Source organism: Streptomyces avidinii (assembly GCF_045161815.1).
In the GTDB taxonomy this organism is placed as follows: Bacteria; Actinomycetota; Actinomycetes; order Streptomycetales; family Streptomycetaceae; genus Streptomyces; species Streptomyces avidinii.
In genome coordinates this window covers 404,373-418,493 of the sequence record NZ_CP108863.1, presented here as the reverse complement: position 1 = coordinate 418,493, position 14,121 = coordinate 404,373, and the positions used below count along the sequence as shown (strand labels likewise).

Annotated in this window: 12 protein-coding genes; 6 read left to right on the top strand and 6 right to left on the bottom strand. The window is 73.4% G+C overall.

Going from position 1 to position 14,121, the window contains the following annotated elements:
* Positions 1–167: 167 nt before the first annotated feature.
* The 5 genes from OG373_RS01965 to OG373_RS01945 all read left to right on the top strand — a co-directional run bounded on the left by OG373_RS01965 (position 168) and on the right by OG373_RS01945 (position 6,014).
* The gene (locus tag OG373_RS01965) at positions 168–2,267 is read left to right on the top strand and encodes a SpoIIE family protein phosphatase (protein ID WP_397730195.1); all 2,100 of its coding nucleotides are present in this window, start codon (positions 168–170) and stop codon (positions 2,265–2,267) included.
* A 50-nt stretch (positions 2,268–2,317) separates the two neighbouring features.
* Entirely contained in the window at positions 2,318–2,842 is a 525-nt protein-coding gene (locus tag OG373_RS01960; protein ID WP_405435365.1) for a GNAT family N-acetyltransferase, read from the top strand.
* Between the two features lie 140 nt (positions 2,843–2,982).
* Positions 2,983–3,774 (top strand): class I SAM-dependent methyltransferase, encoded by a 792-nt coding sequence (locus OG373_RS01955; protein ID WP_405435364.1) that lies wholly within the window; start codon positions 2,983–2,985, stop codon positions 3,772–3,774.
* Between the two features lie 22 nt (positions 3,775–3,796).
* Positions 3,797–4,198, top strand: coding sequence for a DUF4440 domain-containing protein (locus tag OG373_RS01950; RefSeq protein WP_405435363.1), 402 nt, complete (start codon positions 3,797–3,799; stop codon positions 4,196–4,198).
* A 487-nt stretch (positions 4,199–4,685) separates the two neighbouring features.
* The gene (locus OG373_RS01945) at positions 4,686–6,014 is read left to right on the top strand and encodes a hypothetical protein (protein ID WP_405435362.1); all 1,329 of its coding nucleotides are present in this window, start codon (positions 4,686–4,688) and stop codon (positions 6,012–6,014) included.
* Between the two features lie 93 nt (positions 6,015–6,107).
* Here the strand turns inward: OG373_RS01945 and OG373_RS01940 are convergent, their stop codons facing one another.
* Positions 6,108–9,359: an amidohydrolase family protein gene (locus OG373_RS01940; RefSeq protein ID WP_405435361.1), complete on the bottom strand. Its 3,252-nt coding sequence runs from the start codon at positions 9,357–9,359 to the stop codon at positions 6,108–6,110.
* 149 nt (positions 9,360–9,508) lie between these two features.
* Between OG373_RS01940 and OG373_RS01935 the strand changes: the two genes are divergently transcribed.
* A complete protein-coding gene (locus tag OG373_RS01935) occupies positions 9,509–10,408 on the top strand; it encodes an aminoglycoside phosphotransferase family protein (protein ID WP_405435360.1) in 900 nt (299 codons plus the stop codon).
* Between the two features lie 98 nt (positions 10,409–10,506).
* Here the strand turns inward: OG373_RS01935 and OG373_RS01930 are convergent, their stop codons facing one another.
* The 5 genes from OG373_RS01930 to OG373_RS01910 form a co-directional block, all read right to left on the bottom strand.
* A complete protein-coding gene (locus tag OG373_RS01930; protein WP_405435359.1) occupies positions 10,507–11,037 on the bottom strand; it encodes a hypothetical protein in 531 nt (176 codons plus the stop codon).
* 129 nt (positions 11,038–11,166) lie between these two features.
* The gene (locus tag OG373_RS01925) at positions 11,167–11,529 is read right to left on the bottom strand and encodes a response regulator transcription factor (RefSeq protein WP_405435358.1); all 363 of its coding nucleotides are present in this window, start codon (positions 11,527–11,529) and stop codon (positions 11,167–11,169) included.
* Positions 11,484–11,816 carry a DUF2690 domain-containing protein gene (locus OG373_RS01920; protein ID WP_405435357.1) on the bottom strand — a complete coding sequence of 111 codons (333 nt, stop codon included), beginning with the start codon at positions 11,814–11,816 and terminating at the stop codon, positions 11,484–11,486. The genes OG373_RS01925 and OG373_RS01920 overlap by 46 nt, the downstream gene beginning before the upstream one ends.
* 243 nt (positions 11,817–12,059) lie before the next feature.
* Positions 12,060–13,244: a cytochrome P450 gene (locus tag OG373_RS01915; protein ID WP_405435356.1), complete on the bottom strand. Its 1,185-nt coding sequence runs from the start codon at positions 13,242–13,244 to the stop codon at positions 12,060–12,062.
* Entirely contained in the window at positions 13,234–13,974 is a 741-nt protein-coding gene (locus OG373_RS01910) for a tRNA-dependent cyclodipeptide synthase (RefSeq protein WP_078626157.1), read from the bottom strand. The genes OG373_RS01915 and OG373_RS01910 overlap by 11 nt, the downstream gene beginning before the upstream one ends.
* Between the last annotated feature and the right edge of the window lie 147 nt (positions 13,975–14,121).

Genomic DNA, 14,121 nt, shown 5'->3' with positions numbered 1-14,121 from the left:
GTCCGGGTTGCGGTCCTCCGCGTCGTGCCGGGTGGACCCGGACCGACCGCTCCGGGCGCTGACCGGCAGGTTCGGGGGCACGATGAGAGTAGCCGCGCGCCTTGCACCGCCCGGGGCGGGCGGTGGCGGGCGGCGTCGGGCCGACGATGCCGGAAGGAGCGTCGCCGATGAGTGCGATCGACGGGTCGGGGACCGGTGGGATCAGGCCCGGTATGACCGGGGTCTCCCCGCCGAGCGGGTTGCTCGACGTACTGAACGTCGCGGCGGTCGTCCTCGACGCCGAAGGGCGGGTCGCACTGTGGAGCCCGCAGGCCGAGCAGCTGTTCGGGTGGACGGCGGCGGAGGCCCTCGGCCGCCCGGCCGCCGCGCTGCTGGCCGCCAAGGAGCACGTGGGCCTGGTCACGGAGCTGTTCGCGCGTGTCATGGGCGGCGCCGGGGACTGGGCGGGAGCCTTCCCGGTACGGCGCAGGGACGGCACCACGCGACTGGTCGAGTTCCGCAACATGCGGCTGCTCGACGAGCACGGGGACATGTACGCCCTGGGCATCGCCACCGACCGTACGAGGCTGCGCCAGCTGGAGCGGGACCTCGCCCTCTCGGCGCGGCTGGTGGCCCAGTCGCCCATCGGGCTCGCGGTCCTGGACACCGAACTGCGGTACGTACTCGTCAACCCGACGCTGGAGCGGATCAACGGGCTGCCCGCGGAGGAGCACATAGGCCGCGGCGTCCGGGAGGCCCTGGCCTTCCTCGACGACACGGAGGCCGCCGAGTCGGCCATGCGCCAGGTCCTGGCCACCGGAAGGCCGCTGCTCGAACAGTTCACGGCCGGCCGTGCCCACGGCGGGGAGCGCACCGAACACGCCTGGTCGGTGTCGTACTACCGGCTGGAGGACGCCACCGGCCGGGTCCTGGGCCTGGCCACCTCCGTGGTCGACGTCACGCAGAGTCACCAGGCGGCCCTCGAGATCGCGCGCAGCCGCCGCCGACTCGCCCTCATCGCGGACGCCACCGTGCGCATCGGCACCACCCTCGACCTCGACCAGACCGCCCGCGAGCTCGCCGACGTCGTCGTGCCCGAGCTCGCGGACATCGCCGCCGTCGACATCCTCGACTCCGTACTCGAAGGCCGGCCGACCCTGAGGTCCTCCGCCCACGAGCCCGCGGTGTTCCGCGCCCTGGCCCTCGCCGCCGCCTACCCCAGCGACGCCGTCCGGGCCGCCGACCCGCCGGGGGACATCGCCCGCTACGCCGCCGACCGGCTCGTCACCCAGTCCGTCACGACCGGCCACCCGGTCCTGGTCGCCCACGTACAGGCCCGGGACATCTCCCGCATCGCCCGCGACAGCACCGCCGCCAACCTGCTCACCCGCGCGGGCCTGCGCTCGTACCTGGCCGTGCCGCTCATCGCCCGCGGCGAGGTGCTCGGCGCCCTCGACCTCAAACGCACGCGCAACCCGCTGCCGTTCAACGACGACGACATCGTGCTCGCCGGCGAACTCGCCGCCCGCGCCGCCGTCTGCATCGACAACGCCCGCTGGTACCGCAACGCCCACCACACCGCCCTCGCCCTCCAGCACCACCTCCTCCCGCACCACCCGCCGCCCACCCCCGGCCTGGAGGTCGCCTACCGGTACCGGCCCGCCGCGGCCAGCAGCGAGATCGGCGGCGACTGGTTCGACGCCATCGCCGGACCGGACGACACCACCGTCCTCGTGGTCGGCGACGTCATGGGCAGCGGCATCAACGCCGCCGCCAGCATGGGACAACTGCGCACCGCGACCCGCACCCTCGCGGAACTCGCCCTCGACCCGCCGCAGGTGCTCCAGCAGCTGGACCGCACCACCGCCGCGCTGGAGGAGACCATCGCCACGTGCGTCTACGTCGTCTACGACCCGCACGCCGCCCAGTGCCGGGTCGCCGTCGCCGGGCACCTGCCGCCCGTCCTCATCCGCTCGGGCCACAGCCCCCGACTGCTCGACCTGCCCACCGGCGCCCCGCTCGGTGTGGGCGGCATCCCCTTCGAGTCGACCGCCATCGCCATGGACCCCGGTGACCAATTGGTCCTCTACACGGACGGCCTGGTCGAGACCCGTGACCAGCCCATCGACGAACGCCTCGACCTCCTGCTGACCCTGCTCGCCGACACCGGGCGCCCGCTGGAGGAGACCTGCGACCGCCTCCTGGACTCCCTGCGCCGCACGGACGACCACGACGACGTCGCCCTGGTCATCGCCCGCGCGAGGCCGCTGCCGCCGGCCGAGGCGTAGGGGCCCTGTCCGGGGCCGGACCCGCCCCGGCGGCTGTTATCGTCCGAGGTATGCCCGAGCTCATAGCCCCCTCCTCCCGCCTGCACGCCTCCTGGCTCGCCGCACAGCAGGAATGGGGACCCGAGGCCCACATGGACGGCGCCGGGCTCGGCTCCGACGACGACGTGGACACCCCGGAGGGCTTCGCGGCCTGGGTGGAGCGGCTGGGCCGGTACGCGGACCGCACGGCGCCGGTCGACCACGGCCGGGTCCACGCCACGTACTGGTGGATCGCCGAGGGCGACACCTACCTGGGTGCGATCGACCTGCGGCACTACCTGAACGGCTTCCTCCTCGACGCGGGCGGCCACATCGGCTACAGCATCAGGCCCTCGGCCCGTCGCCGGGGCCTGGCCACCTGGGCCCTGGCCGCCGTCCTGCACGAGGCCCGCGTGCTGGGGATGGACCGGGTCCTGGTGACCTGCGACCCGGACAACGTGGCGTCGATCCGGACGATCGAGGGCAACAACGGGGTACTGGAGGACGTCCGCGAAACGCTGATCGGACCCAAGCGCCGCTACTGGATCGACCTCTAGCACACCGCCGGCCCGCGACGCGGGCGCCGGCGACCGCGCACCATCGGCCGTCGACCGGGCGTCTGCGACCGCGGGCCCGCCACCGACGATTCCCGTGTCGCTCCACCCCCACACGGCCGGGGTGGGCCGATAGTGGTCCCGTGAGCGACAGGCCGGAGGGACCCGGGCAGGACGGCGCCGAGGACGGTACCGCCTGGTCCGGACGTGCCGGGGCGCAGGCGTTCGCGGCGGTGGACGCCGCCACGGACTGGCTGCTCGGCTACCCGTTCGTCTTCCGCGCCCTGTCCCGCCGGATCGGCGCCGGCCAGGTCCTGGTGGACTACGGATGCGGCCCGGGCAAGGTGGCCGACCGGGCGGCCCGACGCCTCGGGGCACGGGTCCTCGGCGTGGACACCTCCCCGGAGATGCTGGCGCTGGCCCGCGGCTCCGCGACCGCGGTGGACGGGTTCCACCTGGTCGAGGACGGACGGGTGACCGAACTGCCGGACGGCTGCGCCGACGCCGCGATGTGCAATCACGTGCTGGCGTCGCTGCCGACCCGGGAGGCGCTGCTCGGCGTGTTCACCGAGATCCGCCGCCTGCTGCGGCCGGGCGCCCCGTTCGTGCTGCTGACCACCGACCCCGCCTGCAGCGGCATCGAGTACGCCTCGCTGCGGATCGGCTGCCCGGGCGAGGTGTACGGGCCGGGCGACGAGCTGACCGTACGGCTGCGCCGCACGGACGGATCCTGGCAGGAGGTACGCAACCACGCGTGGCCCGTCGGCCTCCTCCCGGCCCTGCTGGAGCGCGCGGGCTTCCGGGACGCCGCCCAGCACCGGCCCACCGTGGCCGAGGCCATGTCCGTGGCCGACCCGGACTTCGCGGCCGGCCGCCCGTGGTCGGCGGAGCGGGCGAGACCACCCTTGGTGATCACGACGGCCTCGGCCGCCTGAAGCGCGGTGCTAGTGTCGCGCCATGTCGTCCAAGGCCGAAATAGACGTGGTGACCGCCGAGTTCTTCGGCGCCTTCGACAACCGGGGCGGCAGGACCGCCGATCTGGACCGGATCCGTCGGCTGGTGCTGCCGGGCGGCGTGATCACCATGACCGGCCCGCAGTTCACGGTCTACACCGTGGACACGTTCATCGAGCCGCGCCGGCGCCTGCTGGCCGAGGGCCGGCTGGTCGAGTTCTCCGAGTGGGAGACCTCCGAACGCACCGAGATCGTGGGCGACATCGCCTCGCGGTTCGGCGAGTACCGAAAGTCCGGGGTCCTGGACGGCGAGCCGTTCGAGGGTGGTGGGACAAAGACCATCCAGTTCGTCCGCACCTCGGAGGGCTGGCGGATCGCCGCCTTCGCCTGGTACGACCGGCCCTGATCGGAGGCGTCCGGTCCGTCCCCGGGGCGAGGCCGTCGGGTGTACCGAAGGCCACCTTCGTGGGACGCCCCCGGCACCGGGTGGTCGGTGCTTCCACACGGTTCCCCTGGAGGTCCCTGTGACCACGATCCCGGTCGCCCGGTCGCCCGGTCGCCCGGTCCCCGCGCGCCGCGGCTGTGGCCCTCATCCGGCAGGGCCCGGAAGCGGACGCCTTCCGCCGCCAGGCCGCCTGACCCTCTCGGCGACCCACCTGGAGGCCTGCGAGGGCGCCCGCTGACAGGAGCGGGGCCGGTGGAATCGAGAGTCCGGCGGCGTCGGCCGCGGATGCCATGGCGATGCCAAGTCGGCGCCAAGGTCCTGGTGTCAGCATGGTGTTCACCACGGAGCCGGCTGTACGGGCGACCGCCGCCCGACCGTACCCGGTGCCGGCCGCGGCCACCGCCGCGTCGGTCCGGCTCCCACCCCTGCGCCGAGGAGACACCCCGGCATGGCCCTCATCTGCGGTCACGACGCCCCCGCCTACGGTCTGCCGCTGTGCGAGCACATCCGGAACGCGACCGCGGAACCGCTCGACCACTACCTCCACTACACCGGCCGGGGCCTGGAGCGGCAGCGTGTCTGCGGCATCTGCCGCCACGAACCCGCCGACGAGAAGGCCTCCACCACCGAGGCCGCCACCGTCGCGGCCGTGTGCGAGGACTGCTTCGACGCGACCGAGGGCAGCCTGCTCGGCGTCTTCGGACACCCCGGGACGATCGACGAGTCCCGGCCCGTGCGCGGCATCGTGGAGACCACCGCGCTGCCCGACGAGGCCGGGAAGGTGCTGGACATCGCGCCCACGAACGACGGGATCGTGCTGCTGTGCGAGGACGGACGGATCCTGCGCCGGCACATCGAATCGGGGCGCTGCACCGAAGTCGCCCGCAGCACGATCACCGTGCCGGCCGATGCCGAGCCCTGGTGCGGCCGTACCCAGACCCTCCGGCTGCACGCCTCACGTGACGGCGCCTTCGCCGCCGTCGTCATCGACTACGGCCGCACCGGTGAGGTCATCGACCTGTCCACCGGCGCCGTCACCCTCCCGCTGGAGAACGACGGCTACCACAGCGACACGGTGCCCTTCTCCCTCGCCTTCACCGAGCACGCGGGTCGCGTCGTCGTCCTGCACCGCCGGCAGTGGAGCCTCATCGAGGCCACGGACCCGGCGACGGGCGCCCAAGTGGCCTGTATGCCGACGGGCGACGACGGCTCCGCGCCCTGGGCGGGCCACTTCCACGGAGCTCTGTATCCCAGCCCGGCAGGCAGCAGGTGCGCGTCGGACGCCTGGGTGTGGCACCCCAGCGGCCGGCCCGTCGCCTGGAACCTGGACCAGTGGCTCACCGAGGGCGAACGCGCCTGGACCGAGGACATCGACTGGGCCGGCCTGCCGGGCTGCGCGTACTACTGGGACCGCTCGCTCGTCCGGCTCGACGAGGACCGCCTTGTCCTGGAGGGGTTGGGCGACGTCGAGGAGGAACTGGTGCCCGGGGCCCGCGTCTTCGACCTCGGCCGCCGGGGCCCGGACGGCCCCGGTGGATCGGCGGAGCCCGTCGAAACCGTGACCTTCGCCGGGCCCCGGGGCCGCTTCTTCGCCGCGGACGGGCTGCTGTTCTCCTCCTCGGAATCCGGGTTCGAGATCTGGAACCCTGCCACGGGCGCCCGCCTCGGCACCCTCGCCGGGTTCCGCCCCACGCACCACGATCCCATCCGCGGCGAACTGATCGAACTGTCCGCCATCGGGCTGCGCCGCTGGCGGACCGCCGACGCCACAGCCTGACGCGCCGTCCCCGGCCGGGGCCCGCCACCGCCGTCCTTTCGTTCACCGTCGTACGGCGACTGCGGGCGCGACCGCGGACAGGGCCGACGCCTCCTATTCGTGCGGGGTGCAGCAGCCGTCGCGCAGCATCTGGTCCAGCACCGCGCCCCAGTCGGCCGGATCCGGGTCCGGGGCCGACGGCTCGGCGGACCGGGTGAAGGCGCCTTCCAGGGCGGGACGTTCACGGACGGTTCCGCCGCGCACGGTCGCCCGTACGCGGACCAGGTCGTCGAAGTCCGTGAAGGGGTCGCCGTCGACCAGGGTGAGGTCGGCGATCCGGCCGGGCTCGACCGTGCCGAGCCGGTCCGCGACGCCGAACACCCGGGCCGGGGTCCGGGTCGCCGTCGTCAGGGCCTCCGCGGGCGTCAGGCCGTACCGGTGCAGGGCCCGGAGAGCGAGGTGGAGATGGAGGCCCACCGGGGTGAGCGGCGCGTCGGTGCCCAGCGCCACCCGCCCGCCCCCCTCGATGACGCGCCGGTAGACACCCACCTCCCGCTCCAGCGCGGCGCTCTGCTCCGCACTCGGCGGGGCGGCGGCCGCGGCCCGGACGGCCGCCACATCCCACGGCGGCATCAGGGAGGTCACCCGGGCATCGTCGGCGAGCGCCGGATCGGCGCCGATCAGCGGGAGGGCCGTGAAGGGGGTCGCGATGAGATCGAAACCGCCGAGCGTGTAGACCTCCAGGGTGTCCTGGTACGTGTACCCCCGCGGGGTCGCGCCGTGCCCGTACTCGGCGCGCTCGGTCGCCACCAGGTGCGTGGTCAGGTCCTGGCCGGACCGGATACCGGGGGCGCACAGATGGGAGCCCGCCAGGACGCCGAGCCGCTCGTGCGCGAAGCGGGCCGCCTCGGCCATGTACGGGTACGGCGCCCGTACGTACGTCTTGACGAAGTCCCAGTCCAGTGCGGCGGCCCGGGCCAGCGAGCGCGCGAAACCCGCATCCGTGCGATGGGCACGGCCCATGCTGTAGGCGACCCGCGAACCGTCCAGGAGCTCCCCGCCCGCCAGCAGCCGGGGCGCGGCGAGCCGCCCGGCGCGGATGTCCTCGCGAAGCCGGGCCTGTTCATAGGCGGAACCGCCGAGCGACACCACGGTCGTGACCCCGTACGCGAGGTGCAGCGCGCCCTGACGCGCCCCGTAGGTGTAGGGGTATGGATGCACGTGCGCGTCCCACAGTCCGGGCAGGACCGTGCCGGTGGAGGCGTCCACGGTGCGGGCGGCGCGGCGGCCCGGCCGGTGCGGCTCGACGGCGGTGATCCGCCCGCCGCTGATCAGGACGTCGACGTCGGCGCGGGGCGGGGATCCGGTGGCGTCCCACAGGAGTCCGGCGTGCACGACGGTGTCGACGGGCGCGGGGCGCCGGTAGGTCAGCGAGACGGGCACGCTCCGGGGCGCCCCGGACGGTGCGCCGACGCCGTCCAGGGTGAGCAGACGCAGCCGGGCACAGGACTGGTAGAGCAGGGTGCGGGAATCGGCGGACCACGAGGGGTGGTCGGCGGGTTCGTCGGTCAGCCGGCGTGCCGGGCCGGTCGGGTTCCCGTCGGCGTCGACGGGAAGCAGCCACAGGGCCGACTCGCTGACGCAGGCCAGGAAGCGGCCGTCGGGGGACCAGACCGGCCCGGAGGCGTAGCGGTCGGCGAGCGAGGCGTGCGGGGCAAGCGCGTGGAGCCGGGCGACGCCGGTGGTGGCGTCGACGATCCGGATCACGTTGTAGCCCTCGCGGAAGCGTCGGCTGAGCCGGTTGCGGTCGCACAGCGCGAGGTGGCGGCCGTCGGGCGACCAACTGGGCGGGCCGGGCAGACCGCCGCCGCCGAGGGCCGCGACGAGCGGGGTCTCAGTGCCGGTCGCGAGGTCACGTACGAGGAGCCGGCCGGCGAGGTCGAGCGCCGCGAGTCGCCCGCCGTCCGGCGACAGCACCCCGTAGACGCGGCCGCCGGGGGCGAGGACGCTCTCGCGGCCGCTGTCGAGTTCCCGGCGGCGTACGGTGTTCAGTCCGTCGCGGTCGTCGGTGTAGACCAGGGCGCGGCCGTCGGGGCTCCACACGGGCCCCTGGACGTAGGCCGTGTCGGGGGCCTGGACGATCCTGCGGGGCGCGCCGCCGGTGACGGGGGCGACCCACAGCGCGTTCAGCGCGGCGAAGGCGACGCTGCGGCCGTCGGGAGAGAGGGCCGGCAGGTGGATGCCCCGGACCGGAAGGCTTCGTTCGGCCTCCAGCACGTACTCCTTGACCCGGTAGCGCGGGCGGGGCACTTCGAGGGTGGCGTTCAGGGGGATCTCGCGCATGTCACGGATCCCACGGATCTCGCGGCCGTCGCCGTCGCCGTCTCCGCTGCCGTCGGCGCCGTCCCGGTGGGGGCGGACCGTCCGGAAGCGACCGTCGAGGGTGATCAGCAGCCGATCGTCGCCGATCCAGCGCGGGGGAGCCGGCGCGAGATCACCGTCGAGGGGGACCGGGCGGCCGTCGACGTACAGCGCGAGGTGCTCGGCCTTGCGGGGGCCGGGGGCGGCGGACAGCCAGGCGGTCCGTCCGGACGGGGAGAGGGCCGGGCTCAGCAGCCTGCCGGCGGTGACGGTGTGCTCGATCCGCACCGTCCCGTCGGCGCCCGGCCCGGCGGCCACGGAGGCGATGGTCCGGGCGGTCAGGGTGTCCCCGGTGGGCGTGCCGCGTACGAACAGCACGCGCGAGCCGTCCGGCGACCAGACCGGGTCGAAGTCCTCCCACTCCCCGTCCTGGCCGGAACCGTCCTGCCCGGGCAGGCCCGTCAGCCGGCGCGGGATGCCGCCCGTGACGGTGACGGTCCAGATCCGGTACGGGCTTCCGGCGACCGGATCACCACCGCGTTCGGAACAGAAGGCGATGCTGCGGCCGTCGGGCGACCAGGCGGGCGCGCGGTGGTCGAAGGGGCCGTCGGTGAGCGGGCGCAGACCGGTGCCGTCCGCGTTCATCACCCAGATGTGGAAGGCGCCCCCGCGGTAGGCGCTCATCGCCACCCGGAGGCCGTCGGGGGAGAGCACCGGCCGGCCGGGTTCGAGGTCGGGCGGGGTGAGCGGCATCGCGGGCGCGCCGTCCGGGGGCAGCGCCCAGAGCAGGCCCTGTACCTCGGCGACGACCCGGTCCCCGACGGCGGTGGCCGACCCGTTGGTGGCCCGGGTGAGGCGCAGCCGTACCAGGTCCGCGGCGGCGGCGCCCGGCGAGCCCGCGGCGGTCGCCGCAGTCGCCCCGGCCGTCGCGGACGGGCGGCCGAGCAGCGCCGTCAGGGCCCCCACCGAGGCCGCCCGCAGAACAGTCCTTCGCGCAACCCGCATCCCGACCACTCGTCCCGTCCGTTGCCGACTGTCCCGTATGTCCCGTCAATGACCGAACGATCAAGACCCCGGCCGGGCAACGGCACCGCACGGGTCGGGAGGGGAAAAGGGGTTGACCCGGTGGGCCGTCGACGGTCGGATGGCGGTCCATGAGCACCGCACAGATGCACCCCGGCGCGCACCCCGTCGACGAGGATCTCGTACGCCGTCTGATCGCCGGGCAGTTCCCGCGGTGGGCAGCGCTGGCCGTGGAGCGGATCCCGTCCGGCGGCACGGTCAACTGCATGTACCGGCTGGGCGACGCCATGGTCGTACGGCTGCCGATGCTGGCGGGCGGGGCCGAGGACGTGTCCATGGAGCAGGAGTGGCTGCCCCGCCTCGCGCCCCGGCTGCCCACGGCCGTCCCCGAGGTGCTCGGGGCCGGGGAGCCCGCGCACGGGTATCCGTGGGCGTGGTCGGTGTACCGGTGGCTGCCGGGGGAGAACCCGCGGGCCGGGGAGCTGGCCGAGCCCGAGGCGCTGGCCGCGGACCTGGCCGGGTTCGTGGCGGCGATGCGGTGCGTCAGGTTGCCGGGGGCGCCGCGGGCCTACCGGGGCGGGCCGCCGGCCTCGCTGGACGCCTCGACGCGGGCGGCCATCGGGCAACTGCGGGGGATCCCGCAGGAGGGCGTCGACTGCGATGCGGTGACCGCGGTGTGGGAGGACGCGCTGCGCGCGCCCGCTCCGGACGGGCCGCCGGTGTGGCTGCACGCCGATCTGATGCCGGGCAACCTGCTGGTCAGTGGGGGCAGGCTGAGCTCGGTCATCGACTTCGGGTGCATGGGGGTGGGCGATCCGGCCTGCGATCTGTTCCCGGCGTGGAACCTGCTGCCGGCCGGCGCGAGGACCGTTTTCCGCGAGGTGCTCGGCGTGGACGACGCGACCTGGCGCCGCGGACGGGGGCGGACGCTCTCGCAGGCGGTGATCGCGCTGCCCTACTACCGGACGACGAACCCGGCGATGGCGGACAACGCCCGGCACGTGATCAGGGCGGTGCTCGAAGAGGACTGACCGGCCGCCCGCAGTGGCTCGGCGGGGGCACGCCCGGGGCGGCGCCCCCGCCGGCCGGCCGGGGAGGGCGGCGCCCCCGCCGGCCGGCCGGGGACCGCTCAGGAACTGGCCGCGGACGTGCAGGCCGAGCTGCCCCCGCAGAAAGTGACGTCCCAGTGGTTGCTCTCCCGGGCGTAGACGTTTCCGGCGGCGGACCGGTAACGGGCGGCGCCGTCACCGCGGTTGGCGATCCGGGTGAAGCTGCCGGTGACGTAGTTGCTGACGCAGCCGGTCGGGCTGAAGTCGATCTTGTAGCCGTTCCAGTGGCTGTAGGTGCCCGAGGCGTGCCCCACCTCGGTCCCGCCCGTGATCGTGAGGGTGCAGTTGCTCGCCCTGCGCAGGGTGATGACATCGCTGATGCTCGCGGCGTTGACCTGCTCCAGCGAGGTGCAGGTGGCGTTGTTCCGGTTGGTGCAACCGCCGCTGGAGGACAGGCCGATGCCGCCCGTCGCGTTCAGCTTGCTCACGGCCGACGAGTGGCTGAGCTTCGCCGGGGCGGCGTGGGCGGTGCCGGGCACGAGCAGGGCGACGAGGGTCGCGGTGGTACCGACGAGGCTGGTGGCGAGGGTGCTGCGGACTCGGCTGCGCATGAGGTCTTCCCCTTGTCCGGATCGGTGTGCTGGCAACACCCAGTTCAGCAGCCGCAGTCGGTCCTGCCCAGGCCGAACAGGACACCTGTCCGGTGCAGGACAGGCGCCGGTTCCGGACCGCGGAGGGGTTCAGTGGCCGGCGGGAAGCCAGCCGATCCTGATGGCGGCGAGAGCCAGGGTGAACCGGTTGCTCGCTCCGGTTCGTTGGGTCAGGGACTCCACCTGGCGGCGCACGGAGCGCTCGCTGAGGTTCAGCCGACGGGCGATCGCCCCGTCCTTGGCCCCGCCGGCCATCAGCACCAGTACCTGCCGCTGGACCGGAGACAGCGGAGGCGGGCTGCCGCACGGGGTGTCGGATCCGGCCGCCGCCGTTGACCGTGCGCACAGCAGGTCGATCTGTTCCAGCAGGGCGTTCTGCTCGGCCAGCAGCCGGTGGTGCGCCTCGATCAGCCGCTCCCGATCCGCCAGCAGGTCGTGGTAGAGCCGCAGCACCGGCGGGGTGCGCCCGCCGGCACCGGCCGGCGCAGCGCCCAGCATCGCCCCCACGCGGCTCGGCAGGACGGGCTGTAGCGCAGCTCCATGGCACCCATCGGGTCGCGGGACTCGGCGACCGTACGGGCGTCGTTCTGGCAGGTGGTGCCGGCCGGGTTCTTGCCGTTGCACGCCGATCCGACGCAACTCGGAGCAGCCGCGGCGGCCGACGCGGTGGGCGCGGCCAGCAGCCCGGTGGCCAGCAGGGCGCCGGCGCTCAACGAGGCGGCGATGATTCGAGCCTTCATGACATGCCTTTCGGAAGGAGGAACGGGCACGCCGGAAGCATCGGTCCCGCCCTGGCGGCGGAGGAAGGCGGAAGGGGTGGGAGCAAGGCAAGATCCGGAAGAGACGGCCTAGCCGCCCGCACGGGGCCGACGTACGGGACGCGGGTGCGGGACCCGGCCGGTCCGGGCAGGGCGATGGCCCCGGCCGGATTCCCCCCGGCCGGGGCCATCATCGGACGGGCACGCTCCCGCGCGCCGACGCGATCACCAGAGCACGGGCAGGCGCTCCGGCAGGCGCTTCATGAAGCGGGTGCGCCACACCAGCTGGTCGACCGGCACGGCGAGTGCGAGGTTGGGCATCTTCTCCAGCAGCACCTCGATGGCGATCTCGGTGTGCCGCTTGCCGAGGGCGGTGGCGGGGCAGTAGTGCTGCCCGCCGCCGAAGGAGAGGTGCGTGCCGGCGTTCGGCCGGTCGATGTCCGCGACGTGCGGGTCGGGGTACACGTCCGGGTCGGTGTTGGCGGCCTCGACCAGGACGAGCATGAGCTCGCCCTTCTTCACCTCGACGTCGCCCAGGGTGAGGTCTTCCAGGGCGAGTCGGGGCAGGCCGTCGGCGATCGACAGGTTGATGCGCAGGAGTTCGTCCACGGCGGCCGGGATCTTCTCCGGCTCCTTGCGCAGCCGCTCCCACATCTCCGGGTGCTGGAGGAGCGAGACGATCGCCATGGTCAGGAAGCCCATGGTGGAGATGACCCCCGCGCCGAACAGCGTGACGCCCACGGTGGCGAGCATCTCGTCCGTCAGGTGGTCGTAGGCGGGGTCCTTGCGCAGGGCGGCGAGCTCGGCGATGAGACCGGTGGTGGCCGGGTCGTCGAGGCGCTCCACCATGTAGGCGATGTCCCGGTCCCAGTTGAGCTTGGCGCCGGTGACGGGGCACGCCGAGTTCATGAACGCGATGTCGAGGCTGGCGGCCAGGCGCGGCGCGTCGGCCTCGGGAATGCCGAGGATGCGGCAGTGGAGGTTCTCGGCGTACGGGTTGGTGAACCCGCCGCGCAGATCGACCGGTGCCCCGTGGCTCAGCAGGCTGTCGACCAGGGTGATGGCCTGGGCGCGCATCCAGTCGGTGAGGCCGTCGGTCTTGGGGTTGATCGCCTTCAGGACGGCCTTTCGCAGTCCCGCGCCGGTGATGTTGCCCATGTTGTTGACGACCTCGGGCGGGATCGTCAGCGCGTACTGGCGGGGCACACCGGGTGCCGAGGTGTCCTTCAGGCTGAACCTGGGATCCTCGAGGACCTGCTTGGCCAGCGGATAGGAGGAGACGAGCCAGGCTTCGTCCCCGGCTATCGTGCGGACCCGCTTCACCGGTTCGCCGCGCAGCTCCTCGATCTCGGGCGGGAGCCGGTCGCCGCGTGCGGAGAACGGGAAGTCGAGAAGGGTGTCAGTGGACATCGGGAACTCCTTCGGCGGGGGTGATGATCGCGTGGCCCTGGTTGCGCGAGGCGCGCAGACCCGAGCCGCGTGAGTAGAGCAGTTCCGCCATGGGCAGGAGCTGGTGGTAGCAGTTGAGGGAGGACGGCACGCCGAGGATGGCCGGCGTGTCGAGGAAGAGCGGTGCTTCGGCGCAGACGTACTCCAGGCAGACGTCGCGCTGCCGGGTGGTGGCTGCCTCGCCGCCCAGCACCTTGGAGGAAAGGAACACGTCGACCAGGGAGTTGCAGGTCTCGCGGAACTCCGGGTCGATGTCGAGCAGGTTGGTCAGGTGGTTGTGGAGCGTGCGGTACGCCGGGATGTCGGTGAGGGACGACATCGGGCGGGCACGGAGGCGCGCGCCGGTGGGGTCGGCTTCGGCGGCGGCGTTGTTGACCTTGGCGCGGACACCGCGCAGGTTCTTCACCGCCTTGCGTCGGGCTTCGTCCTCGCCGTATCCGAGGGCCTCGTACATTTCGGCCACGTGCAGGTCGGTGTAGATGAGGTCGACCTGCTCGAAGTTGCGCATGCCCCAATGGGCGAGGTCAATGACACGTTGGGCCGAGAAGTAACTGTTCCCCGGAGAAATTCCTATCACGGCATGATCGCCTTCGGTGCTGATCACCTGGCAATGCGGGGTGTACGGCCGGACTGTGAAGACTTCGGTTGCTGTCGTCAACAGGGGTCGGGTCCTTTGCGCCGCAAGTCCCATGGGGCCCTGTGCCCCGGGTGTGGCGGCGACGTGATGGAAAGTTACCCGAACTGTGTGCGACCTTCCATGTCTTCTGTGTAATAACTCACCTGTCGGACAACACGGTTGACCGGGGCATCTTTCGGGGAGGTCGATCGGGCCCCGGCC

Excerpts from the sequence above, each read along its gene's own strand:
- OG373_RS01965 (WP_397730195.1), top strand. The coding sequence starts at position 168 with ATGAGTGCGATCGACGGGTCGGGGACCGGTGGGATCAGGCCCGGTATG.
- OG373_RS01960 (WP_405435365.1), top strand. The coding sequence starts at position 2,318 with ATGCCCGAGCTCATAGCCCCCTCCTCCCGCCTGCACGCCTCCTGGCTC.
- OG373_RS01950 (WP_405435363.1), top strand. The coding sequence starts at position 3,797 with ATGTCGTCCAAGGCCGAAATAGACGTGGTGACCGCCGAGTTCTTCGGC.
- OG373_RS01945 (WP_405435362.1), top strand. The coding sequence starts at position 4,686 with ATGGCCCTCATCTGCGGTCACGACGCCCCCGCCTACGGTCTGCCGCTG.
- OG373_RS01940 (WP_405435361.1), bottom strand. The coding sequence starts at position 9,359 with ATGCGGGTTGCGCGAAGGACTGTTCTGCGGGCGGCCTCGGTGGGGGCC.
- OG373_RS01935 (WP_405435360.1), top strand. The coding sequence starts at position 9,509 with ATGAGCACCGCACAGATGCACCCCGGCGCGCACCCCGTCGACGAGGAT.
- OG373_RS01930 (WP_405435359.1), bottom strand. The coding sequence starts at position 11,037 with ATGCGCAGCCGAGTCCGCAGCACCCTCGCCACCAGCCTCGTCGGTACC.
- OG373_RS01920 (WP_405435357.1), bottom strand. The coding sequence starts at position 11,816 with ATGAAGGCTCGAATCATCGCCGCCTCGTTGAGCGCCGGCGCCCTGCTG.
- OG373_RS01915 (WP_405435356.1), bottom strand. The coding sequence starts at position 13,244 with ATGTCCACTGACACCCTTCTCGACTTCCCGTTCTCCGCACGCGGCGAC.
- OG373_RS01910 (WP_078626157.1), bottom strand. The coding sequence starts at position 13,974 with ATGGGACTTGCGGCGCAAAGGACCCGACCCCTGTTGACGACAGCAACC.